At 47.2% G+C, this 24,760-nt stretch carries 23 protein-coding genes; all 23 read right to left on the bottom strand.

The genetic code is table 11. The annotated features are described in order from the left end of the window. Window positions 1–900: a glycosyltransferase family 2 protein gene (locus tag OGV71_RS14865; protein ID WP_194857600.1), complete on the bottom strand. Its 900-nt coding sequence runs from the start codon at window positions 898–900 to the stop codon at window positions 1–3. Continuing rightward, window positions 893–1,858, bottom strand: coding sequence for an EpsG family protein (locus tag OGV71_RS14860; protein ID WP_194857599.1), 966 nt, complete (start codon window positions 1,856–1,858; stop codon window positions 893–895). Before OGV71_RS14860 ends, OGV71_RS14865 begins: the two co-directional genes overlap by 8 nt. A 66-nt stretch (window positions 1,859–1,924) precedes the next feature. Beyond that, a complete protein-coding gene (gene rfbC, locus OGV71_RS14855) occupies window positions 1,925–2,482 on the bottom strand; it encodes a dTDP-4-dehydrorhamnose 3,5-epimerase (RefSeq protein WP_194857598.1) in 558 nt (185 codons plus the stop codon). Between the two features lie 34 nt (window positions 2,483–2,516). Then, window positions 2,517–3,554: a glycosyltransferase family 4 protein gene (locus tag OGV71_RS14850; RefSeq protein WP_257651072.1), complete on the bottom strand. Its 1,038-nt coding sequence runs from the start codon at window positions 3,552–3,554 to the stop codon at window positions 2,517–2,519. Beyond that, on the bottom strand, window positions 3,551–4,804 hold the full coding sequence (locus OGV71_RS14845) for an O-antigen translocase (RefSeq protein WP_286533564.1): 1,254 nt from the start codon (window positions 4,802–4,804) through the stop codon (window positions 3,551–3,553). The genes OGV71_RS14850 and OGV71_RS14845 overlap by 4 nt, the downstream gene beginning before the upstream one ends. Before the next feature lie 23 nt (window positions 4,805–4,827). Further along, window positions 4,828–5,934, bottom strand: coding sequence for a DegT/DnrJ/EryC1/StrS family aminotransferase (locus OGV71_RS14840; protein WP_286533802.1), 1,107 nt, complete (start codon window positions 5,932–5,934; stop codon window positions 4,828–4,830). After that, window positions 5,921–6,394, bottom strand: coding sequence for an acyltransferase (locus OGV71_RS14835; protein WP_257651204.1), 474 nt, complete (start codon window positions 6,392–6,394; stop codon window positions 5,921–5,923). Before OGV71_RS14835 ends, OGV71_RS14840 begins: the two co-directional genes overlap by 14 nt. Next, window positions 6,381–6,791 carry a sugar 3,4-ketoisomerase gene (locus tag OGV71_RS14830; RefSeq protein ID WP_194857594.1) on the bottom strand — a complete coding sequence of 137 codons (411 nt, stop codon included), beginning with the start codon at window positions 6,789–6,791 and terminating at the stop codon, window positions 6,381–6,383. The genes OGV71_RS14835 and OGV71_RS14830 overlap by 14 nt, the downstream gene beginning before the upstream one ends. 13 nt (window positions 6,792–6,804) lie before the next feature. Continuing rightward, the gene (gene rfbA, locus OGV71_RS14825; RefSeq protein WP_286533563.1) at window positions 6,805–7,686 is read right to left on the bottom strand and encodes a glucose-1-phosphate thymidylyltransferase RfbA; all 882 of its coding nucleotides are present in this window, start codon (window positions 7,684–7,686) and stop codon (window positions 6,805–6,807) included. Between the two features lie 53 nt (window positions 7,687–7,739). Continuing rightward, the gene (rfbD, locus tag OGV71_RS14820) at window positions 7,740–8,639 is read right to left on the bottom strand and encodes a dTDP-4-dehydrorhamnose reductase (RefSeq protein WP_003841822.1); all 900 of its coding nucleotides are present in this window, start codon (window positions 8,637–8,639) and stop codon (window positions 7,740–7,742) included. Then, window positions 8,639–9,724: a dTDP-glucose 4,6-dehydratase gene (gene rfbB, locus OGV71_RS14815; RefSeq protein WP_194857591.1), complete on the bottom strand. Its 1,086-nt coding sequence runs from the start codon at window positions 9,722–9,724 to the stop codon at window positions 8,639–8,641. Before rfbB ends, rfbD begins: the two co-directional genes overlap by 1 nt. 373 nt (window positions 9,725–10,097) lie before the next feature. Further along, window positions 10,098–10,991, bottom strand: a complete 894-nt coding sequence (gene galF / locus OGV71_RS14810) for a GalU regulator GalF (protein WP_286533562.1) — start codon at window positions 10,989–10,991, stop codon at window positions 10,098–10,100. A 165-nt stretch (window positions 10,992–11,156) separates the two neighbouring features. Continuing rightward, a complete protein-coding gene (gene wcaM, locus OGV71_RS14805; RefSeq protein ID WP_086504311.1) occupies window positions 11,157–12,551 on the bottom strand; it encodes a colanic acid biosynthesis protein WcaM in 1,395 nt (464 codons plus the stop codon). 11 nt (window positions 12,552–12,562) lie between these two features. Then, entirely contained in the window at window positions 12,563–13,783 is a 1,221-nt protein-coding gene (gene wcaL / locus OGV71_RS14800; protein WP_086504312.1) for a colanic acid biosynthesis glycosyltransferase WcaL, read from the bottom strand. After that, on the bottom strand, window positions 13,780–15,060 hold the full coding sequence (gene wcaK / locus OGV71_RS14795; RefSeq protein WP_086504313.1) for a colanic acid biosynthesis pyruvyl transferase WcaK: 1,281 nt from the start codon (window positions 15,058–15,060) through the stop codon (window positions 13,780–13,782). Before wcaK ends, wcaL begins: the two co-directional genes overlap by 4 nt. Window positions 15,061–15,083: 23 nt before the next feature. Further along, on the bottom strand, window positions 15,084–16,562 hold the full coding sequence (gene wzxC / locus OGV71_RS14790) for an MOP flippase family protein (protein WP_204583462.1): 1,479 nt from the start codon (window positions 16,560–16,562) through the stop codon (window positions 15,084–15,086). A gap of 1 nt (window position 16,563) precedes the next feature. Beyond that, a complete protein-coding gene (wcaJ, locus tag OGV71_RS14785; protein ID WP_204583461.1) occupies window positions 16,564–17,958 on the bottom strand; it encodes an undecaprenyl-phosphate glucose phosphotransferase in 1,395 nt (464 codons plus the stop codon). A 54-nt stretch (window positions 17,959–18,012) separates the two neighbouring features. Beyond that, a complete protein-coding gene (gene cpsG / locus OGV71_RS14780; protein ID WP_204583460.1) occupies window positions 18,013–19,383 on the bottom strand; it encodes a phosphomannomutase/phosphoglucomutase in 1,371 nt (456 codons plus the stop codon). A 136-nt stretch (window positions 19,384–19,519) separates the two neighbouring features. Then, on the bottom strand, window positions 19,520–20,956 hold the full coding sequence (gene cpsB, locus OGV71_RS14775) for a mannose-1-phosphate guanyltransferase (RefSeq protein WP_204583459.1): 1,437 nt from the start codon (window positions 20,954–20,956) through the stop codon (window positions 19,520–19,522). A 2-nt stretch (window positions 20,957–20,958) separates the two neighbouring features. Continuing rightward, window positions 20,959–22,182, bottom strand: coding sequence for a colanic acid biosynthesis glycosyltransferase WcaI (gene wcaI, locus OGV71_RS14770; protein ID WP_204583458.1), 1,224 nt, complete (start codon window positions 22,180–22,182; stop codon window positions 20,959–20,961). Further along, the gene (locus OGV71_RS14765) at window positions 22,179–22,658 is read right to left on the bottom strand and encodes a GDP-mannose mannosyl hydrolase (protein ID WP_016150604.1); all 480 of its coding nucleotides are present in this window, start codon (window positions 22,656–22,658) and stop codon (window positions 22,179–22,181) included. Before OGV71_RS14765 ends, wcaI begins: the two co-directional genes overlap by 4 nt. A 2-nt stretch (window positions 22,659–22,660) precedes the next feature. Further along, window positions 22,661–23,626, bottom strand: a complete 966-nt coding sequence (fcl, locus tag OGV71_RS14760) for a GDP-L-fucose synthase (protein WP_148373894.1) — start codon at window positions 23,624–23,626, stop codon at window positions 22,661–22,663. A 2-nt stretch (window positions 23,627–23,628) separates the two neighbouring features. Next, on the bottom strand, window positions 23,629–24,750 hold the full coding sequence (gene gmd, locus OGV71_RS14755) for a GDP-mannose 4,6-dehydratase (protein WP_003036748.1): 1,122 nt from the start codon (window positions 24,748–24,750) through the stop codon (window positions 23,629–23,631). Window positions 24,751–24,760 lie beyond the last annotated feature (10 nt).

Raw genomic sequence — 24,760 nt, 5'->3', positions numbered from 1 at the left:
TTAATTACCTTTATTCATCTTCTTAAGAAATGCATCAGAAATCGCTTTCCAAGCAACTCCTATCGATTTTATTTTATTTTTTGAGTAAAGCACTTCAAAAATAATATTCTTTGCAGAGTGAAAGAATAGATGATATCGATATTTAAATTCATAATCTGAATACAACATAAGATAAAGTGCGTTACGTATTTTGTAATAATTTCTGAATGAATTATGAATTGTCACAGAACGACCAGCAAAATTCTTTTGCCCATAACCTAGTTCATGAGAAATCATTACTGAGGGAGTTTGCACCGTTTTATATCCCTTTGAATGTGCACGCCAACACCACTCGGTATCAACCCAGTCAATAAACAAGTCCTCACGAAAAGGCCCAACCGTTTCCCAGGCATCTCTGGAGATTAGCATTCCAGAGGCAATTACATGTGATGGAAAGAGATCTTCTGAGTCGCTCTGAGAGATTGTTTTAGTACTTGTAAATAAATTTAATGATACAGAGGGATGAACATAGCCAGTCCGATGATCGTTAAAAAAAGGCGATACACAGCCAATATTTTTATCATGTGCAGAACTGTGTAAGTTAAAACAGGTAAGCAATTTTTCAATCGTATCTGAAGGAAACACAGTATCCTGATCTGAAAAAAAGAGATACTGAGCATCATATTTTTGAAGTGCCGCCTCTACCCCACGATTTTGTGCAAATGCGATGCCTTTATTCTCATTCAAAAAGATAATTTCAGTACTATCGCTTTTCAATTGCTCTAGTTCTTCTGCTTTATCAGAGCCGTTATCAACAATAATAACCCTATCAACTTGCTTAACTAAAGAATCAATACATTCATACATCCTGGCTATTATAGGATTATAAGTTACAATTACAGCACCAATATGCTTATCCATTAACAACTCCGAAAAGAACATGATAGTAAAATGCCAAATATATAATTATAATAATTTTCCCCAAAAGAGGCAGTAAACCCGGTTTGTCTTTATTAATGAAGATATCTATTGTCAACATCAAGAATAAATACATCTCCAACACTCTAAATGCTAAGACAGGCAGGGAAAACAGTACAAATATAGTGTATTGCAGAATAGCAAAACTAAAAAAATAACGATAGAGGCCCCGAACTTTAGATTCGATAACCATCATCGAAAGTATATACCATGCAACAAATGTCAATGACAGTGAGTTAATCAGATTAACATGATCATCATTGCCAATTTTCTGCCCAAGACCATATTCCCGTATTGAAAGAATCAATCCTTCAGAATAGCCCATCAAAAATATTAGAATCAGAGCGATACCAATTATGTTACCTAAGAGTCTTATATTTTTACTATGAACATATGGATATAACAACAGGAATGGTAGCGCTGACCAGTGAGCAGTAATTGCCAGACAAACAGCCAGATAATATAAACCTAATTGTTTGTTAAATAAATAATACATTGAAAACATTAGTACTGAAACACAAAGCCCATTTCTAAACTGGGTGTAATCAAGTAACCATACAGCTATTGAAGCATAATAAATAAGAAAAACAAGCAAAGCCTGGTTATTCTTTGTGTATCGAGCTAAAAAACGCAACTTAATGAGCATAGCTAATAATGAGACTATCAGAATTATATACTCATAGTTTCTGGTAAACAGCATTAATACTCGATAAAAAAACTCTAATACTACACCAGACTCCTGTCCAGAAAATATTAATTTGTAATTCTCATAATCACGGCTGAAGCCAATAAACTGAGTGTTAGACAGGAAAAAACCAATAACAGAGAGAGAGAACATTACAAAATATGAAATGTTCATGAAATTTGTATTGCGATTGTTTAGTTTATTATCATAACTCATATAAATACTATAGGTATAACAACATTTAATTTTCTGTTGCCTTTCATGATAAAGGCAACAGTTCGGTTAGAATAAATCTTGAACTTTTAACGATTCAAACAACACCGCATCTTTATCTTTCGCTGATAATATATAATCAATACCAATTTCAGGCCAAGCTATGTTTAAAGTAGGATCATTGTATGCAATAGCTTTTTGAACTTCAGGAGCATAGTAATCAGTTGTTTTATATAAAAACTCAGCCTCCGTACTTGTCACCAAAAATCCGTGAGCAAATCCTTCCGGGATCCAAAATTGTCGCTTATTTTCTGCGGAAAGAGTCACCCCCACCCATTGTTTGAAGGTTGGCGAATCCTTACGCAGATCAACTGCTACATCAAACACTTCACCAACAGTACATCTAACCAGTTTACCTTGAGCACATGGATTCAGTTGGTAATGTAAACCTCGCAGAACGCCCATCACAGATTTTGAGTGATTGTCTTGTACAAAATTCACTTGTTTGCCAATGGCATTTTCAAAAATCTGTTGATTAAAACTCTCCATAAAAAAGCCACGCGAATCGCCGAAAACTGCTGGCTCGAGCACTAACAAATCAGGGATAGATGTTTCGATGATCTTCATGTTTCGTTTCTTTCCATACTTTTAGCATAATGCATTACTTATGAAGTATTGCGTTTAATTTACGTCCAACTACGTCCCAGCTATACTGACTTACTGCAAGCATATTCTGTTGTATCTCATGATCAAGTTCTTCACTTTTCAGTGAAAATGCCTTTTCTATTTTTGTAGTAATAATAGCGCTATCAAAAGTTGGGATGCTGAAATTACTACTTGTATCTATTAGCGGCGCATAATTGGATATCACTAAACAACCGCAAGCCATAGCTTCAGCACAGGGATAATGAAATGCACCATCCTCAATAAGTCCAGTAGCTATGACAAGTTGATTTCTTTTGTAAAAGGCTGACAGTTCCTCATCACAAGCTATATCGTAATAATTCCAATTAATTTTTGCTTTCTCTAGTTTTTGCTTATTTTCATCACTAAGGTAAATAGCAACATTTAGAGTAATGTTACTAGTAATTTTCAAGTTACAGATCAGATCAACAGTTTCATTAGTTCCTTTATGTCTTTCTTTCCGTCCAATTATGCCTATACATCTTACAGGCTCAGAACGAACCGGTAGTTCTGGCCTGAATAAATTCAAATCAATCCCTGCGGGCACAACACCTTCAATATTATTGATTTTTTTTGGTAGCAAATCCTTGTGGTTTACTATTTTTCGCAGCGGTAGAAGATACGTTACATAGGCAATTAAACGAGACAGGTTATTTTGACCAAACATGACCTCATATGCTTGTATATAGTAAAATTTCTTTGAGGTTGCGATAGGTAACAGCGCAACTAAATAAGCAACAAGGTGAAGGTTCGCTATGACTGCATCAGGTTTCTCTCGTAAACAAGCGCGCCATAAATTAAAATAGCGACTAAAGAATCTGGCTACTTTGCTTCCTTGCTTATTAAACTTACTATACTTGACAGTGGCGGAAGTCTGATAATATGGTTCACCACTATGCTCTGGTGCTATGAAAACCACATCATGGCCAAAGTTTTTTAATTCTGTTGCTAACTTTGAAAGCACGCGCTCACCACCGGCTTTACCAAACCCGACAACAGGGATAATAATCTTCAAAGAGCACCCTCGTTTTTACGGCTTTTAACATTTACAAAATTTGTAAATATAAATGCAAATATGAAATAAGCTGTATAGGTAAATGTATAGGCTAAATTAGCTCCATGCACACCATAAATCCCGACTAATACATAACAGCTTGCAACAAATAATAGCGAAAATAAAATTTCCGTGCTTATAAATAGCTTTGTATGCCCTTGCGCTTGTAAAGGGTATGCATACATAAAACCAGCTATTTTAATTACATCGCCAATAAGCTGCATACCAAACAGTTCTCTGGCAGTTCTAAACTCTTCTGTGAAAAGCAAGGTAATGCTAAAATCACGAAGAAGGTAAATAACTAATGCCATACAGACTGTTATCCCCATTACATAGGGAAGAGTGGTATTTATTTCTCTCTTTATTAAGATACTATCTTTCAAAATTGCCAGTTTGGGTAGAAAATATGTTGCAAGCGCAATAGTCACAACACTCAGATAAACCTCAGATATTTTCCAAACGGCTTGCCAGTGTCCGGCATCACTCCAATTAGTTTGGTCTACTAAAATATTACGAACACAGATAAGAGAAACAGGGCCAGCTGCAGCCGTAGTTAATGCCATCAAAGTATATTTCCCGATAGCTTTCATATGATACGGTTCCGTTTTACCAAACCAAAAACGGAACCTTAGCCAGGACTGTTTAATACATGACAGGAACAGCACAATGCCAGCTATTGCGCCATTTAGTGCCGTCGCAATAAGTGCTCCATTAATACCAAAGTAGATGACCAAAAGTGACATGATGGCGGTTGAAATAATAACCGACAACATACCTAAAAAAATGAATTTTTTGAAGTGCTGTTGCCCATTAAGAACAGATGCGATCATTGTATTAACTATAGAGCATGGTAGAACACAAGATGCAAATATAATTAACCATCCATACTTTTGGGTTTCAAAAAGTAGCAATGACAGCTGAGTTGAAAATAGGATTGTAAGAGGAACAATAGTTAAAAAAAGTACAGCGGAGATTTTCGCACATGCGCGCCACCATGGCACGCATGCTTGCTCACCCTCTGGCCATGTTTCAGCTGTATATCTCACCAATCCGGTACTAACCGGAGCAGCTGTTATTCCAGTTATTATGGTCATCAAGCTTTGTATTTGACCCAGCATTGCTAATCCCGCTGGGCCAGTATAAATAGCGACAACTTTCCCCACAACAAATCCTGCGACCATTTTCAAAAACGTATAGATCGCAGTTAACATCGTAACCTGGAGAAATTTTTTCATTATTTATAATTATTTATCACTTCAATAACATAATCCACTTCATCATCATTCATTACCGGACTTATCGGAAGTGATAATACTTCTGCATGAATCTTCTCTGATATTGGTAATTGAAGGTTTTCGTACTGCTTATAAGCAACTTGTTTATGTGGTGGGATCGGGTAGTGAATCAGGGTCTGCACTCCATGTTCAGCTAAATAGGATTGCAGAGTTTCCCTCTCTGAGGTTCTTATAACAAACAAATGCCAAACATGTGATGCTTGCTGAGAAACCTTAGGCAGAGTAATTTTACTATTCTTAATTTCATTAAGATAACGATTAGCGATCGTTTGTCGAATCAACGTATCATCAGCCAAGTACGGTAATTTTGCACTTAAAAATGCTGCTTGTAATTCATCCAGACGGCTATTCTGTCCTAAATATATATTTTCGTATTTTTTATGTGACCCATAATTCCGCAATGCCTTAATTGCATCAGCCAGTTTAGGATCATTAGTTGTGATAGCACCAGCATCCCCTAAGGCACCGAGATTTTTACCCGGATAGAAGCTAAATCCTGCAGCATCACCTAAAGCACCACATTTGATACCGTCTAATTCAGCACCATGTGACTGAGCACAATCCTCAAGAATCAGAAGATTATGTTTTTTAGCAATTTTCTGAATAGAATTCATATCACATAATTGCCCATATAGATGAACAGGCAGAATAGCTTTTGTTCTATTCGTGATATGCTTCTCAATTAATTCTGGATTAATATTATAAGTATCGATATCTGGCTCAACCATGATGGGTATGAGCTTATTTTCAGTAACAGCCAGAATGGATGCAATATACGTATTAGCAGGAACCAGGACTTCGTCACCTTCATTGATAAGGCCAAGCTCTTTCCATGCTCTGAGCACTAAAACAAGCGCATCTAACCCATTGGCAACACCAATACAATATTTAGCGCCACAGTATGCAGCAAATTCTTCTTCAAATTTCTTTAATTCTTCACCCATTATATACCAACCAGACTCTAAGACTCTTGTAAATGTCTGTGTTAGTTCCTGAGCTTGTCGTACATTAATAGCTTTTAAGTCTAGAAAATTAATTTTTTTCATCATTGTTTATCCATTTGACAACTTTAGCTGGATTACCGACCACAACAGCATAAGGTGGTACATTTTTAGTCACGACACTTCCAGCCCCTACAATTGCTTTTTCCCCTATTTCAATTCCTGGTAAAATAGTGGCGTTAGCACCAATAGATGCCCCTTTTTTCACAATGGTTTTCAGAAAGGCCGCAGGATACATTTTTGATCGGGGATGTTTATCATTAGTAAATGCTACACAAGGCCCAATGAATACATCATCTTCAATCGTTATACCATCCCAAATATATACGCCACTTTTAACAGTGACGTTATTACCAATAATAACATCATTTTCAATCATCGTATTGGCGCATATATTACAATTACGGCCAATAACTGCATTTTTTAGAATTACAACAAATTGCCAGATACGAGTATCTTCGCCGATATTTGTTGACTGAACATCACTTAATTTATGAATATTCATTGTCATCAATCATTCTCATAAAATCGTCATAATCACGAATGTAGTCTTCTTCGTTATAATAATCACTAGCAATGACCATAAGTATGCAGTCTTCGCTGAAGTCATACATTTCATGCCAGACGTAGGGTTCAATAAGTAAACCAACAGCAGGATCGCTTAACTCAAGCTCCTCTGTATGTTTCCCGTTGTCCATATGAAATTTACACGATCCTCGTGCGACAACTGCAACCTGACGAGTTGCTTTATGAGCATGAAATCCACGCCTCACTCCTTGAAGCGTATCAAATATGTAGTAGATGCGTTTGATTTCGAAAGGAATGTTTCTTTGTTCTTCGAGCGCTACTAATAAACCCCGAGCATCACCATGCTTTTGCAATGGAATTAATTGAAGATCCATCAGGATTCTCTCTTTAATATTTGTTATTAATCATTTTCAATAAGTATTGCCCGTACATATTTTTTGATAACGGGCGAGCGAGATTTATCACCTGTTCGGCATCAATAAACCCTTTGCGATATGCAATTTCTTCCGGACAAGAAACTTTTAATCCCTGACGTTCTTCAATTGTCGCAATAAAGTTGCTTGCCTCGATTAAGCTTTGATGAGTACCTGTATCCAGCCATGCATAGCCACGTCCCATCATTGCAACAGATAACCGCCCCTGCTCCATGTAAATTCGGTTAATGTCTGTAATTTCCAACTCGCCACGTGCTGAAGGTTTTAAGTTCTTTGCCATTTCAACAACATCGTTGTCATAGAAATACAGCCCTGTCACCGCATAATTACTTTTTGGCTCAAGTGGTTTTTCTTCCAGGCTAATCGCTGTGCCATCCTTGTCGAACTCTACAACACCGTAACGTTCAGGGTCGTTTACATGATAGGCAAATACAGTTGCGCCACTTTCTTTATTTACGGCTGTTTCCATTAATCTAGGAAGATCATGGCCGTAAAAAATATTGTCGCCAAGCACTAAAGCACAATCATCATTACCGATAAACTCTTCACCAATAATAAATGCCTGAGCAAGGCCATCCGGCGTCGGTTGTACTTTATATTGCAGATTTAGTCCCCACTGACTACCGTCACCCAGTAACAGCTCAAATCGAGGGGTATCCTGTGGAGTACTAATAATCAGAATGTCACGAATCCCAGCTAACATCAGCGTGGACAGCGGATAATAGATCATTGGTTTATCATAGATCGGAAGCAATTGTTTACTAACAGCCATTGTCACCGGATAAAGACGTGTTCCAGAGCCACCAGCTAATATAATGCCTTTACGCGTTTTCATTTCATGATCTCTTTATATGTCAAAATGCCCATTAAAGGGCATTTAAAATAATTTTAAGCTGTCGTAGTTGTAAATAATTCAGCCAGCATACGTCTGACACCACTCTCCCACTCGGGTAATACCAGATCAAATTTGTTCTGGAATTTATCAGTGTTTAGCCGAGAGTTATTTGGTCGTCGCGCAGGGGTAGGATATGCACTGGTAGGAACGGCATTGAGCTTGTTAATAGCCAGTTTTATTCCCGCTTTACGTGCTTCATCGAATACCAGTGCTGCATAGTCATGCCATGTGGTCGTGCCACTAGCCACCAAGTGATACAGTCCTGCAACCTCAGGTTGTTTAAGCGCTACACGTATTGCATGAGCCGTACAGTCCGCTAGCAATTCAGCTCCTGTGGGCGCACCATACTGATCGTTAATCACCGACATTTCTTCGCGCTCTTTTGCAAAACGTAGCATGGTTTTTGCAAAGTTATTACCTTTACCCGCGTAAACCCAACTGGTACGGAAAATTAAATGCCGGACACAATTATCCTGAAGCGCTTTCTCACCCGCCAATTTTGTTTCACCATAAACATTCAACGGTGCAGTAGCATCATCTTCACGCCATGGAGTTTCCCCAGTACCAGGAAAGACATAATCAGTCGAATAATGCACGACCCATGCCCCTGTTTCTGAAGCAGCTTTGGCGATAGCTTCGACACTTCGCGCATTGAGCAGTGTTGCAAACTCAACTTCTGACTCAGCTTTATCTACTGCCGTGTGCGCAGCCGCATTCACGATCACATCTGGGCGGATTCGACGTACGGTTTCCGCAACGCCCTCTGGGTTACTGAAATCGCCGCAATAATCTTTCGAGTGGACATCAAGCGCAATAATTTTTCCAAGAGGTGCTAATGCGCGTTGAAGTTCCCAACCCACCTGTCCATTTTTGCCAAAGAGGAGAATATTCATTACTGACGCTCTCCGTAATTCTGTTCAATCCAGGTTTTATAAGCGCCACTCTTCACATTCTCAACCCACTGGGTATTATTCAAATACCACTCCACCGTTTTACGGATACCGCTTTCAAATGTTTCCTGCGGTTTCCAGCCCAGCTCATCACTGATTTTTGCTGCATCAATCGCATAACGACGATCGTGACCGGGGCGGTCAGTGACGTAGGTCAGTTGATCGCGGTAAGAACCCTCTTTAGGCACAATCTCATCGAGCAGATCGCAAATAGTATGTACCACATCCAGGTTTTTCTTCTCGTTATGCCCACCGATATTGTAGGTTTCACCGACTACACCCTGGGTCACCACGGTATACAGTGCTCGGGCATGATCTTCAACATACAGCCAGTCGCGAATCTGATCGCCTTTACCATAGATTGGCAATGCCTTACCTTCCAGCGCATTAAGAATCACCAGCGGGATCAGCTTTTCAGGGAAATGATACGGCCCGTAGTTATTGGAGCAGTTGGTGACAATTGTTGGGAAACCATAGGTACGTAACCATGCGCGAACCAGGTGATCGCTGGATGCCTTAGAAGCAGAATACGGGCTACTCGGCGCATATGCTGTCTTTTCCGTAAACAGAGGCAACACGCTACCGGCAGATACTTCGTCTGGGTGTGGCAGGTCGCCATATACTTCATCCGTAGAGATATGGTGGAAACGGAACGCCGCTTTCTTATCCGCATCCAGAGTATTCCAGTAACTACGAGCGGCTTCCAGTAACACATAAGTACCGACGATATTCGTTTCAATAAACGCTGCCGGCCCCGTTATAGAGCGATCAACATGACTTTCTGCCGCCAGATGCATCACCGCATCTGGTTGATGAGTGGCAAAAATGCGCTCCATTGCCGCTTTATCACAGATATCCGCATGCTCGAAGTGATAGCGATGACTTTCGCTGACTTCAGCAAGAGACTCAAGGTTACCGGCATAGGTTAGTTTATCGACATTAATAACGGTATCCTGAGTATCTTTAATAATATGACGAACAACTGCAGATCCAATGAAACCCGCCCCACCAGTAACAAGTATTTTCACGTTTTAATTCCGAATATCGTTTATATGACTACTATTAAAATGCTGGTGTACAATGCCTGCGTCTGGATATTTACGCACGCTACCGCCCCTGGCCTTACAGCAACCAGAGCACTACTTGATGGATAAAGATGTAACCAGCCCCGCCAGCTTTCGCAAAGCACGCTAAATTCAAACGCTAATTGTCTTACCAAATGCAGTCGGAAACAAGGAAAAATCCAATCAAAAACAGATTAAACTTAGTAGGTTAACTTCTTGTTATCTATTGTTTTTAAAATAAAAAGCGACAGTAACACCCCTCAGCATAAAGCATAGAGACTGGGATGTTAGCTGCCGCTATTTTTTCTGGCTTACCGTCACAAAGGCTTGTAAATATCTACTCGCTAAGAAGCTTCTCAATGCTCTTACGGAACTTCGGCCCTTCTTTCAGGTTACGCAGCCCATACTTAACGAATGCCTGCATGTAGCCCATCTTTTTACCGCAGTCGTAGCTGTCACCCGTCATCAGCATAGCATCAACAGACTGTTTTTTAGCCAACTCTGCAATGGCATCAGTCAGTTGAATACGTCCCCAGGCACCTGGAGCAGTTTTTTCCAGCTCTGCCCAGATATCAGCAGAAAGCACGTAGCGTCCTACGGCCATCAGATCGGAATCCAGCGTTTGCGGCTGATCCGGTTTTTCAATAAATTCAACGATACGGCTGACTTTACCTTCGTTGTCTAAAGGCTCTTTGGTTTGAATAACCGAGTACTCAGACAGATCGCCATCCATGCGTTTAGCCAGTACTTGGCTGCGCCCGGTTTCATTGAAACGTGCCACCATGGCAGCGAGGTTGTAGCGCAGCGGATCCGCACTTGCGGTATCCAGAATAACGTCAGGTAATACCACGACAAACGGGTTATCACCAATGATAGGACGAGCACAAAGAATGGAGTGACCCAGACCCAGTAACTGAGCCTGACGGACGTTCATGATAGTCACGCCCGGAGGACAGATAGACTGCACCTCGGCTAATAACTGGCGCTTAACACGCTGCTCAAGCAACGATTCGAGTTCGTAAGAGGTGTCGAAGTGGTTCTCAACCGCGTTCTTAGACGCATGAGTTACCAGAACGATTTCTTTGATACCCGCAGCTACAATTTCGTCGACAATGTATTGAATCATCGGCTTGTCTACGATCGGCAGCATCTCTTTAGGGATTGCCTTCGTGGCAGGCAACATGTGCATCCCCAGGCCCGCTACCGGAATAACTGCTTTAAAATTAATCATTAAGTCATTCACCTATTCATTAGTTGCTGAATTATAGCTTTTTAGCTTGTTTTAGCCAGTATGAATTACATTGTACAGTTGCCGCGTATGTTACGCCGCTTATCTGTAGAATGCAGTAATCTTAAGCTCAAGTATGTGCGACTTGAGCCAGGAATGGTCGCAAAGTTACCTCCCCTGCCCCGGTAGTCGAAAATTCACCGCTTCGACATTCACTACCTGATGGTTTATACGGTCAATGTCAACTGAACTTTGCCCAGCTTCGTTTACTGCATGTACGTTGGCCAGTGAGAGTAGTGTGTCCTGCCTGGCCATAAACTTACCGCGTACGTCCTGGCGCAGATCGAAGTGCATCTTAAGTGCGGGCCCCGTGGCCGATTGCTGCATCACCCTGACGTTACGTAAAAAAAGGTGCTGCGGTTGGTTGTGCAACTCAAGCGTGGCACGCTTCATCTCCACGTTGGTGATGGCCACGAATGACGTTGCATTACCAGAGGAGATCTGAATTCCGCGTAATTTGTATTCACGTTTGGTGTTATCGAGATGGATATTATTTAGCTTAAAGTTTTGTGGAATGGATAAATATCGACCTTTGATGACGCCATAACCAATGAGCATACCTGCGCTGTTCTCCATATTGATATTATCAATCACGAAGTTATCACATCCATAAATAGCAACCGTCGCATTATCAATGCCTGCTTTCTTACTGAAATCCGGGGTGATATTTCGCGCGGTAATATTACGAATGATAAAATGCTTGCCGTTCTCCACATGAACTAACTGCCGACAGTCGGTACCGGTGATGTTCGCCACCACGAAGTTTTTTACCGCCAGTTCATCGGGATAGCTATTATCATAGGTACTGCCTGCCAGCCCGATACCGATGCCCCAGTTCACATTGCCATTGGTACAGTTAATACGTTCAATGACATGGTCAGAAATGAGGATGTTGCTGTCGTTGATCGCCACATTCCACTCAATGGCATCTCCCTGGAGATCGCTAAAACGGCAGTTTGTAATCTTTACGCCATCCATTCGGTTATGAAAACCCTGACGCAAAATCCCATAGTTAGCGCGTGTGACAGTAATATCATCGATAATCAGATTACGCATCAGCCTTGAAGTTTTACCGCCGATATAGATTTGCGTCACCGGACCGAAACCGCTCATGGCAATTCTTTTTATTACACAGTCCGAACCACGCACATCCAGGGTAACGTTCTTCAGGCTCCCGCCCTGCTCGCCCACCACTTTGCATCCATCCTGCAGAATAAAGCGCCCACGGCCATTGCCACTTATTCGCCCTTGTATGAAGAGCGTTTTGCCTGGCGGAATAACAATAGCAGTATTGAGATCCTTACATTCCAGGCCTTTTGGTACGACGACCATTTGCCCTTCTTTGAACGCCTGCCTGAAAGAGGCCACCCAATCCTGTGGGTTGTAATCCTGAATGTTGACGCTGCCCGATGATTCAAGCGCGCGAACAACGGGAGAATGCAGCACGACAAGCGCAGAGCCCGCCGTCAGAAAAGTACGGCGTGAGAGTTTGTTCTCTGACATACAACCTCGATTTACATCGTTTGCAGCAGACTGGCTAACTGTTTATTGATAGCTAACTGATTAAATTCATTTTCAATTTTTTCGCGCGCACACTGAACAATCGACTGTACCTGCTCACTGTCGAGCAGGCTAAATGCCGCTAAACGCTCTGCCAGTGCCTGCGCGTCGTTTTCCGGTGCCAGCCAGCCTGATTTACCCGACTCGACCAGCTCCGGGATCCCGCTGTGAACGGTGGAAATCACCGGAATACCCACCGCCATTGCCTCCATCAGTGCCACCGGGATCCCTTCCATATCGCCGTCTCTTCCGGTGATCGAAGGCAGCAAAAATACATCCGCCTGTTCAAGCATCTCCTTTACTTGATGACTGGGCTTAAAGCCGGGCATCTCAATAACGCCATCGAGTTGATATTGCTCGATCAGCGTACGTAAACGACGCTCCCAAGGGCCGATACCCAGAATTCGATAACGAAATGAAACGCCCTGCTCTTTTAACTGACGACAAGCTTCGATGGCGAGGTGCAGTCCTTTTTTCTCGGTTAACCGGGCAACAGAGATTATTTCCAGCGGTGCGGCTGGTGCTTTTAGTTGGCGAGGGGTAAAACGCGTCATATCAATGCCCATACGCGAAACCGCGATTTTTTGCGGCGGGCATCCCATGTTTTTTAAACGTCCGGCCCAGAGATTGCTGATGGGTAACATCAAATCTCCACGTTGAAACAGTTGCTGATACTCAGGGGTATAGCGGGCCAAAACGCCCCGGTGCGAAACATCAACCCCATGAAATACCGTGGCGATTTTTCCGCGGATCATCCCAAGCTCACGCAGCTTGGCGGCCGTTACGCCTGCGGGCCCAAAATGAGCAATAAAGACATCCGCCTCAAATGCTCGCGGATTCCCGCCGCAAATAGCAGCCAAAATCAGATTGCGCGCCTCCTCACCATAGCGTGCAACATTAAGCGCTTTCCAGGTCGCTGCGCGGGTAATACCGTGCAGAGCCGCCGCTGCCCTATATTTCAGTTTCGCCAGTTTGCTTTCCGGTTCATTCAGCAACCAGCGAGTTTTTTCACCCAGACGGTAGGTATTAAAGGAGGCATGAGTATTTTCAAGATCGCCTTTCTGCAAAGCGACAATCTCCACGTCATAGCCCATATCAATAAATGCGGTTATCTGATTGAGTACAAATGTCTCGGAGGAGAGCGGAAATTTAAGCAGAAAAAAACCAATCTTCATTTTTCCCCCTCAATACGCGTTAAAACCGACTGCACCATGCGTACCCCACGTTCGCGTTCGCGCATAACCGCGTCGCCGAGACGTATGCGCAGCTCAGGTAACTGTCCGAGAGTATCGGCAACCTTCCCTTCGAGACTGCCATCGAGAAGATGACGAATATCAACAGCCATCTCCGGTAACCCCAGTTGTTGCATGATCCCGGCCGATTTGTGCTCGTAGTTAATGGCGATGGCAGGCGTCATAAAATTCATCGAGATGATGGCAGAATGCAAGCGAGTCCCCACCGTCAGATCGCATGCGCCCAGAATCTTCCCCATCTCCAGATCGTTAAGTTCATCCATCACCACGTGATATCGGGCCGGATCGTTAACATACTGGCGCAGGTTTAACGCCACCATGCGGTCATCTTTGTTGTAACTATCAATACCGGTGCAGGTTGACAGCGCTATCACCTGGTAACCTTCGTCGAGGATGCGGTTCACCACTCCGGAAAAGGCTTGCTCATAGGCCTGCTGCGTTGTCCCCAGACGCTTATCAAAAGGAGCCAGCTCACGCAATGTAATGGCAACGGTCTTCTGTTTAGCCGCCATGTCTAACCAGTGCTGTACCGCATAACCTGGCTCAAAATCCTCATGATGGTTGTCGACCAGCCAGGCCGTATCCACGCCTGTTTCGACTTTATCCGTGGTAATTGCGCTGCGCTTCATCAGATCCAGACTGACGGATTCACGTAAAATCAGCGCATTACAGTGACCAAACACGTAGTTCGCCAGTTGATTAAACTGCTCATCCTGGAATGGCCCCACGCTGTGACCAATCATGTACAGCGGTTTTTTCGCCATAAACGAACACAGGGCATGTTCAAACTGCGGCACGCCATACAGATCGACAAAGAACGATCCGCCGACCTGGATGATGGCGTCATAGCGCGACAGCAGACGGACAAAATCGGTAAAGCCCTGGGCGATAGCGATGTTGCGCAGATTACCGGAATCGGTAACACGCGAGAGCAGTACCTGATGCTGATAGCGACGACGCAGCACTTTCTTCACGCGCCCCATAACCCCTGCTGCGTTGTTATGTTGCTTCATCTGCAAATACAGCGGGTCGCCCATCACCGGGCGGTTTAACAACCACGAAGAGCTCACCGGGTAACGGCTCATCACATCCACTTCGGTCTCGGGACGCAACGCGTTAATGGCATCCAGCAAACCGCGCAGGATCGCGCTATCCCCTCGGTTCCCGCAGGTATGGTTGCCTAAAATTAGTAATTTCATTATGACCTCTTAAAACGTTGTTCTTATCCCGCACGGAGCAAGGTTTTCATTTTTTCACTGCGACAGAGTTGGCGTTTTATTTCCACCACCAGCGGATGGCGCGACAGCACAATCATTAGCGCAAACACCAGTGTTCCTGCCGCTATCTGGATCCCCAGCAGCGCGCTTAATGGCACCTGGTTACGCAGGGTTAAGCCCAACGCATAGCTCACCACAAGGGTTGGTAAGGAGAGATACAACGGCAGCCACAGGCTGAGCATGTACTGACGGTAGCTGGAGCCAAGAACAGGTTTGATCATCACGAAGTAGCTGAGGATCGTGTTAATCACCTGGACCAACAGAAAGCCCAGCGTCACGCCAATCGCCCCCGCCAGATGACCGCCAATGAAAATGGCAGGAATAAACAGAAAGGTTTTGAACACATTGAATTTGAAGCTGATATCGACCCGGGCTTTCGCCATCAAGAGCGATCCTATTGGATTCCCCACCGAGCGCAGCAGACCCACAATGCACAATAGTTGCAGGACCGGAATAATGCCGTTCCACTTCTCGCCAAACACCAGCGGCACCACGTTGTCCGACACCACCATCAGTCCCAGTAGCGCCGGGAAGTTGATAATCCCAACCACTGACAGCAGCTTGTAAAAATTCACCCGTAGTTTTTCGCTGTCGTCCTGGATTTTGGCAAACGCCGGAAACAGCACGCGGGTGATAATCGGGTTCAGTTTGATCGGCGGGACAACCGCCACGTTCCAGGCGAGATTGAATCCGCCCGCCACGCCAGCTCCCAACGTGCGAGCTAAAACCAGCGTGGAAAGGTTGGTATTGATGTAATTGATGATGCTGTCTGCCGTCAGCCATGCGCCAAAACGCAGGTTCGACGAAACGGATGCCAGTGAAAAATGTAGCCCCGGACGGTAAATCCGGCGGCCAAAATAGCCGAACAGCAGCGTACGTAGCGTACTATTCACCAGATACCCAAGAATGGCCGTCAGCGCGAGCGGCCAGAAATGGGCGCTGACCACGGTAAAGGTAAATCCAGCCAGCACCGAACTGGTTTCAATCATGCCAATTTTGTTGAAGGCCAGCTCTTTTTGCATCAGCGCGCGAAACTGCTGCCCGTGCGGTATCACCACAAACGCCAGTGATAAGGTTTTGATGAGCGGTGCCAGTTCTGGGTTATTGAGCACATGGGCAATCGTCTCGCTCAGCAGAAACATCGCCACGCATACCACGATACCCAGCCCAACGTTTAGCCAGTAAAGCGTCGTCAGCTCCAGATAACCAATCTCTTTGCGTTGAATAATTGAGTTGGCGATACCGAAATCCGACAGCGTATCGGCCAGCGCTATGATCACCAGCGACACGGTTAACAACCCGAACTGGTGGTTATCAATAATTCGCGCCAGGACAGTCATCTGAATAAGTCCGAGCCCAATAATGATCACCGTGGCAATCGCCGACCACTTTGCGCCATTAAGCGTTTTTTCTCGTAAACTCATGTTAATACGCCGCTTTGTTAACAAAGCCTTTGAATATCGTCAGAAAAACAATTTTGATATCGAACCACACGCTCCACTCGCGAATGTATTCGAGGTCAAACTCCACACGTTTCTCCATTTTTTCCAGCGTATCGGTTTCACCGCGCCAGCCGTTGATTTGCGCCCAGCCGGTAATACCCGGTTTCACCTTATGGCGTAACATGTATCCCTCAATCAGTTGGCGGTACTGTTCGTTATGCGCCACCGCATGCGGACGTGGTCCGACGATAGACATCCCCCCGGTGAGCACGTTAATAAACTGCGGCAGCTCATCGAGCGACGTCCGGCGCAGGAAATTTCCCACAGGGGTAACGCGCGGATCGTTTTGCGTCGCCTGCGTCACCACCGCGTCGTTCTCCATCACTTTCATTGAGCGAAACTTCCAGACTTTGATCGGCTTCCCATCCATGCCGTAACGGGTCTGGCGGAAAATCACCGGTCCTTTGGAGGTCAGTTTTACCAGTAGCGCTATGCCACACAGCACCGGGGAAATAAGCAGCAGGATCAGTGAAGCCAGCACGATATCTTCCGCGCGCTTTAACAGACGATTAATCCCCGAGAGTGGCGTGTCATACAGCGGCACCACCGGAATGCCGTTCATCTCTTCAATCCGTGAATGCAGAATGTTGAAGGTAAAGACATCAGGAATAAGGAGCACTGAACAGGTGGTATCGGCCAACTCGCGCACTAATTTTTTGACGCTGGCACCATCGCTCATCGACATGGCGATATAAACGTTATGAATGCGTGAGGCTTTAGCGTCATCCACCAGTTGTTGCAGATTACCGGCCCAGTCGCGGGAGTTTTTTCCAGGGATAGGGTCGTGATAGATACCTGCTACTTCAAACCCCAGCCACGGTTCATGGCGAAAACTGTCCAGTAGCATTTGTCCAACTGGCAGGTCCCCCGCCACTGCCACCCGGCGAGTGTTGTACCCGCGATTGCGCAGCCATCCCGCGACGTAGCGAATAAACGAACGACTCAACACCAGGCCAACGCTGGATAGCAGATACCACGCCAGCCAGACGGCGAGACGGTTATCAAAATCGTTATTAAAGGCGATCAGACCTGCGCAAAAAATCAGGCTCAGCGTCCAGTTTTGCAGCAACAGCACCAGCTCAGTGGTCATTTTGACACCACGCCAGGAGCGATAAAAATCCGTTATGCCACCGAGCATCTGAAAAACGACCAGCGTGATCAGCGCCACCAGCAGGTGCATGTACAGGAAAGGCAAACCATTAAATTCGCAGATTACCCACAACCCGCCAAACATGGTGGTGATATCTGAAAAGCGTTGCACCATCGAAATTAACGACGCATTGGTTTTGGCGCGCTCGCGCTTCTTTAGATGTGTCATCGTGGTTCCTGTTAGTCACCCTTTGCCCAGAATCGGGCAAAGGAAGCACCAGCATTACTGATTCAGTAACGCCAGAAGAGTGCGCGTTCGCGCTTCCATCAACGGAATATCTCCGCGCGATTCCACGTTCAGGCGCACCACCGGTTCGGTATTGGAAGAGCGTAAATTGAAGCGCCAGTCGACAAACGACATGCTGATACCGTCCGTTCTGTCTACCGTCAGCGCCTCACAGGAAAAATGCTGCTCCACGCGCGCAATCGCTGCCGCCGGCTCTGCCAGCGTGCTGTTTATTTCACCACTCGCCGGGTAGGCCACCATCCGGTCGCGGACCAGTTCGCCCAGCGACTGTCCTTTCAGACAAAGCAGTTCAGCCACCAGCAGCCACGGGATCATGCCGCTGTCACAGTAGGCAAAGTCACGGAAATAGTGATGCGCACTCATTTCACCGCCGTAAATGGCATCTTCATGGCGCATCCGCTCTTTGATAAACGCGTGCCCGGTTTTTGACATCACCGGTTTACCGCCTGCCGCCGTCACCACATCCACGGTGTTCCAGGACAGACGCGGGTCGTGGATAATCTTCGCCCCCGGATTCTTCTCCAGAAACGCCTCCGCCAGCAGGCCGACAATGTAGTAACCCTCAATGAACTGACCTTTTTCATCGAACAGGAAGCAGCGGTCAAAATCACCGTCGAAGGCAATCCCCATATCTGCGCCGTGTTCAATCACCGCGTTGCGCGTGTCAGCCCGACATTCCGGCAGCAGAGGATTGGGAATACCGTTGGGGAAGTTGCCATCCGGCGTATTGTGGATTTTGATAAACTCGACCGGCACGCCCAATGTTTTAAAACGGGCTTCAATGGCGTCCACTACAGGGCCTGCCGCGCCGTTGCCGGAATTGAGCACCAGCTTCATCGGTTTCAGATTGGCGGGATTGATGTAACCCAGCAGGTGGTCAATGTAGGCATCACGGGTAGTAATACGCTGGTAGCGGCCACGTTTTGTCTCATCAACCGCCGGGAAGTCGTTGGCTTCCGCCAGGCGCTGTACGTCGCGCAGACCGGTATCACCGCTGATGGGCCGTGCCCCTTCCCGCACCAGCTTCATGCCGTTGTAATCCATCGGATTATGGCTGGCGGTCACTTCAATACCGCCGTCAATACCCAGGTGGAAGGTGGCGAAATAAATCTCTTCGGTACCCGACATGCCAATATCCAGCACATCCACCCCCGCATCCTGAAGTCCTTTCGCCAGCGCCAGCTTTAGCGTCTTGCTGGTCAGGCGCACATCACCGCCGAGGACAATCGTTTTTGGCTTCAGGAACTCACCGTAAGCGCGGCCAATACGCCACGCGATATCTTCATTCAGCTCTTCGCCCAGCCTGCCGCGAATATCGTAGGCTTTGAAACAGGTTAATTTCGTCATGATTTACCCTTCTTCAGGCAACAGGAGGCCCTGACTCTTAATGAGCCTTTTTAATGAGTGTTAAATGCATTGCCCGGTGCGCTTCGCTTACCGCGCCTACGGTGTTGTAGGCCGGATAAGCGCGGCGCATCCTGCATCAGGCGCGCCCGTATCTGTCCGCAAACCGCACCACATCATCCTCATCGAGGTAAGATCCGGAGCGCACTTCAATCAGATCGAGCGGGATTTTCCCGGGATTCTCCAGACAATGGGTCGCCCCAAGCGGAATATAGACAGACTCGTTTTCAGCGAGCAGTTTGATGTCATCATTGATCGTCACTTTCGCGGTACCGGCCACCACTACCCAGTGTTCAGCCCGGTGATGATGCATCTGCACGGACAATCCCTCACCTGGTTTAACGGTAATTCGCTTCACCTGGTAACGGTCTCCGGCATCAATGGAGTCATACTTGCCCCACGGACGGTAAACTTCACGGTGAATATGGTGTTCATGTCGTCCGTCAGCTTTAATTTGCTCCACCACTTTTTTGACGTCCTGCACCGCGTTGCGATCGGCGATCAGCACCGCATCTTTGGTCTGCACCACCACCAGATCCTTCACCCCGACGGTCGTCACCAGGCCAGATTCGGCATACACGTAGCTGTTCTCCGTTTTGTGGCTAATGACGTCGCCATGATGCACATTGCCTTCAGCAGTATGGGCGCTGATTTCCCACAGCGATGACCAGGAGCCAACGTCGCTCCAGCCTGCGTTCATGGGCATTACCACCGCATCGGCCGTACGTTCCATTACCGCATAGTCCACAGACTCTTCCGGACAGGCGAGAAACGCCTGTTCATCAACGCGGATAAAATCGAGATCGGGGTCGACCGTACTCATGGCATTCACACAAGCCTCAAGAATGTCGGGGCGGTACTTTTCCAGTTCTTCCAGATAACGTCCGGCGCGGAACAAGAACATACCGCTGTTCCAGTAGTAGTCACCGCTCGCCACGTAAGCCTGCGCGGTTTCCAGATTGGGCTTTTCAACAAACTGCGCCACTTCGAACGCCACGGCGTCGGTATTCGTTGGCGAAACCTCGCCACGGCGGATATAGCCATAGCCCGTTTCCGGCTGGTCCGGTACGATACCAAACGTCACCAGCTTACCCGCCCTGGCATAGGACATAGCATTGCGAACCGCCTCGCGAAATGCCTCTTCGTCGGCAATCATGTGATCGGCCGCCAATACCAGCAGCAGCGGATCGTCCCCCGGACACTGACGTTTTGCCGCCAGTGCGGCCAGCGCTATCGCCGGTGCCGTGTTACGTCCGGCGGGTTCGAGAATAATGTTCTCAGTCAGCTTGTGCAGTTGCCGTAGCTGTTCCGCGACGATGAAACGGTGTTGTTCATTACAGATAACCACCGGGCTTTCACACTCCACACCGTTCAGACGACAGATCGTTGTCTGCAGCATGGTGAGATCACCTTTCAGGCACAGGAACTGCTTTGGATACAATACGCGGGACAGAGGCCATAAACGGCTACCCGAGCCACCGGCCATCACTACCGGAAAGAGTTTGCTTTGACTCATCATTAACCCCGAATATCAGCAATAAATTGGCTAAGCACGTTATCTTTATCCAGCGTGCGTTCGGCATAGTCACGTGCCACCGTATTGACTTTTGGCATCCTCAACGCTTGTTGGATACCGCAAACCAGCGCGTTTACCGATTCCGGCTCCACGCATACTGCGATGCCTGGAACAATGTTACAGAGCTGCCCCAGCTCGGTTTCCGGCTCGGCGGTAATCACCGCGTTACCACCAACGGCGAGGATATTGGTCAGTTTGGAAGGCAGTACGGCATCCGCCGCACCGCGCTTTTGTACCACCAGATGACAGTCCGCCATCTTGAGCAGCGCAGGCAGCGCGTCATAAGATTGCAGCGGAAAGAACATCACATTGTTCAGGCCGCGTTCGCTGGCCATACTCTCCAGCCGCGCTTTACCCCCGCCCTGCCCGACAATCACAAACAGCCAGGGCCGCTCGCTCAACAGGGCCGCTGCGTCGATCACACTCTCCAGCCCTTGCTTTTCACCGATATTGCCCGAGTAGAGAATGATTTTTTTTTCATCAGGCAAGCCCAGCTGCTGGCGCAACGCCAGAGCATCGGCGGCGTCCACATCGCGAAAACGCGCTACTTCTGACCAGTTCGGAAAGAAAATAACCTTCTGTGCATCAACGCCCTTTTCCTGTGCTTTGTTCATCATTGAGCGAGAAATGGTCGAAATATGATCCATATTCAACAGCCCACTGCGCTCAAAGGCGCTGGCCAGTTTTGCCACCATACCGCGCTTGCCTTTGCCCGCCATGCCAAGTCCCAACATGGCATCAACTTCGTAATCCTGAATATGCAGCAGCGTGCGCGCCCCGGACAGCTTCGCCAGCAGGCGCATTCCCGGCGTACAAAACAGCGTCGGCACTACCCCAATGATGCGATCCGGCTTCCAGCGGCGTTGCGCCAGCAGTGGGAAGAAACTGCTCAGGGCGAAACTGCCTAAATGCAGTAGACGCTTGAGCGTGGAGGGCTGCTCAGGCACATACAGCGGGCAACGCCAGACGATGGCATCGCCCTCTTCACGACGGTAGCGCCAGGATGAATAGCTACCGTTGACCTTCCACTGCGGATAATAAGGCGGCGCAGTGATCACCCGTACGTCATGCCCCTGTTGCGCCATCCACTCCACCATTTCACCGGTGTATTTACCGATACCGGTCAACTCCGGCGAATAGTTGATGCCATACACAAGGATCTTCATAGCCCGGGTGCTCCGGCCTGACTCTTCTCACAGAAGTAAGCCCGGCTGTTGTCGTGCACGTGGTCACTGGCCAGAATCTCTTCAATTGCCAGCCAGCGGTACGCGTCATGTTGAACGTCAGGCAGTTGCAGGTCGTTTTCCGACACCCGCAGACGAAATCCCAGCACGATGTAATGCGTTGAGAAATCTTCCCCGGAAAAGTTGTCGTCATAGAAGTGCTGCCAGACACCGTAAAACTGCGCAGCGGACAGCGGTAAACGTAACCCCAGCTCAGCTTCAGTAAGCCGCTCAAAGGCCGCGTGCAGCGGTTCATCTTTTTGCACCCGACCGCCGGGCACAAACCAGTACCCCTGCGCAGGACGATTGAGGCGCTTGCCAAGCAGAAATTCACCGTGGGCGTTTTCCACGATCAAATCGATGGAAATCAGCGGAGTTGAACGTACAACGGTGGCAAAATCCTCATGACGTAAAAACATGCTTACCCCCGGTAACGCTGCTGGTTTTCAAGGAACCACTGATATGTACTGGCAAGCCCCGCTTGCAGAGATATCTCGTGATACCAGCCCAACTGATGCAGACGCGTAACGTCGAGCAATTTGCGCGGTGTGCCGTCCGGTTTGCTGGCGTCAAACACCACGCGCCCCTTGTAGCCCACGACCTCCGCAATAGTCTGCGCCAGTTCACGGATGGTGCAGTCCACGCCGGTCCCCACGTTGATATGCGACAGCATCGGCTGGGTATATTCCTGCAACACTTCCTGAGCCAGCTCCATCACGTGGATACTGGCCGCCGCCATATCGTCGACATGCAGAAATTCACGCATTGGCGTCCCGCTGCCCCATACCACCACATCCGGCGCATTTTGCCCGCGAGCTTCATGAAAGCGGCGCAGCAGCGCCGGTATCACATGCGAATTACTCGGATGAAAGTTGTCATGCGGCCCATACAGATTGGTCGGCATCACCGAGCGATAATCACGGCCATACTGTCGGTTATACGATTCACACAGCTTGATCCCGGCAATTTTGGCAATCGCATACGGCTCATTGGTCGGTTCAAGTGTCCCCTGCAACAGTTCACTCTCGGCGATTGGCTGGGTAGCTTGCTTGGGATAAATACAGGATGACCCGAGAAACAACAGTTTATTCACGTTATGCAGATGTGCAGCATGAATAATGTTGCTCTCAATCATCATATTTTCATAAATAAAATCAGCAGGATAAGTATTGTTTGCCACAATCCCTCCTACTTTTGCCGCCGCCAGATAAACCTGGTCAATACGTTCAGCGGCAAAAAACGCCTGCACCGCACTGGCGTCCAGCAGATTAAGCTGGTCGCGGGTACGCAGCACCAGCTCCACATTATTTCGCGGCGACAATTGTCTGACGATGGCGGACCCCACCATCCCGCGATGGCCCGCCACAAAAATACGTTGTGTCTTCATCCTCAGTACTCCAGCGCGATGGCGACCTCGTAACCGTGCGACTTAAGCAGGGAATGTTTCTTCGCCGCATCAAGATCGTTAGCAACCATTTCCGAGATCATCTGGCGCAGCGTGATTTCCGGTTTCCAGCCCAGTTTTTCATGTGCTTTGGCCGGATCGCCCAGCAGCGTTTCCACCTCAGCCGGACGGAAGTAGCGCGGGTCAACGGCAATCATGACATCGCCTGGCTTCACGCCCGGCGCATCATGTCCGGTCACGGAAACCACGATGCCTTTTTCATTCACGCCCTCACCTTCAAAGCGCAATTTAATCCCCAACTGAGCTGCCGCCATTTCTACAAACTGGCGCACGGAATACTGCACGCCGGTGGCAATCACGAAATCTTCCGGCTTATCCTGCTGCAGCATCATCCATTGCATCCTGACGTAATCTTTGGCATGCCCCCAGTCGCGCAGTGAATCCATGTTGCCCAGGTACAGGCAAGACTCCAGCCCCTGAGCGATGTTGGCGATCGCCCGGGTAATTTTGCGAGTGACAAAGGTTTCGCCGCGGCGCGGAGACTCGTGGTTAAACAGAATGCCGTTACAGGCATACATCCCGTAAGACTCACGGTAGTTGACGGTTATCCAGTAGGCGTACAGCTTAGCAACGGCATACGGTGAACGCGGATAGAACGGCGTGCTCTCTTTCTGCGGGATTTCCTGAACCAGACCGTACAGCTCAGAGGTAGACGCCTGATAAAAACGGGTCTTTTTTTCCAGACCAAGGAAGCGGATCGCCTCCAGCAAGCGCAAGGTGCCGATCGCATCAACGTCTGCGGTGTATTCCGGTGAATCAAACGACACCGCAACGTGGCTCATGGCACCCAGGTTATAGACTTCATCCGGTTGGACTTCCTGTAAAATACGGGTCAGATTGGAGGAGTCCGTCAAATCGCCATAGTGCAGATGAAATTTGGGATTGCCTGAATGCGGATCCTGGTAGATGTGGTCCACACGTTCGGTGTTGAATGATGAAGCGCGACGCTTAATACCGTGTACTTCGTACCCTTTTTCCAGCAGGAGTTCTGCCAGGTAAGAACCATCCTGCCCGGTTACGCCAGTAATGAGAGCGACTTTTGACATGTTATAACCT

The sequence above is a fragment of the Citrobacter sp. Cf088 genome (assembly GCF_030334295.1).
Classification (GTDB): domain Bacteria; phylum Pseudomonadota; class Gammaproteobacteria; order Enterobacterales; family Enterobacteriaceae; genus Citrobacter; species Citrobacter freundii.
Note: the sequence above shows the minus strand (reverse complement) of the source record. Positions and strands in the feature narration are given on the sequence as shown.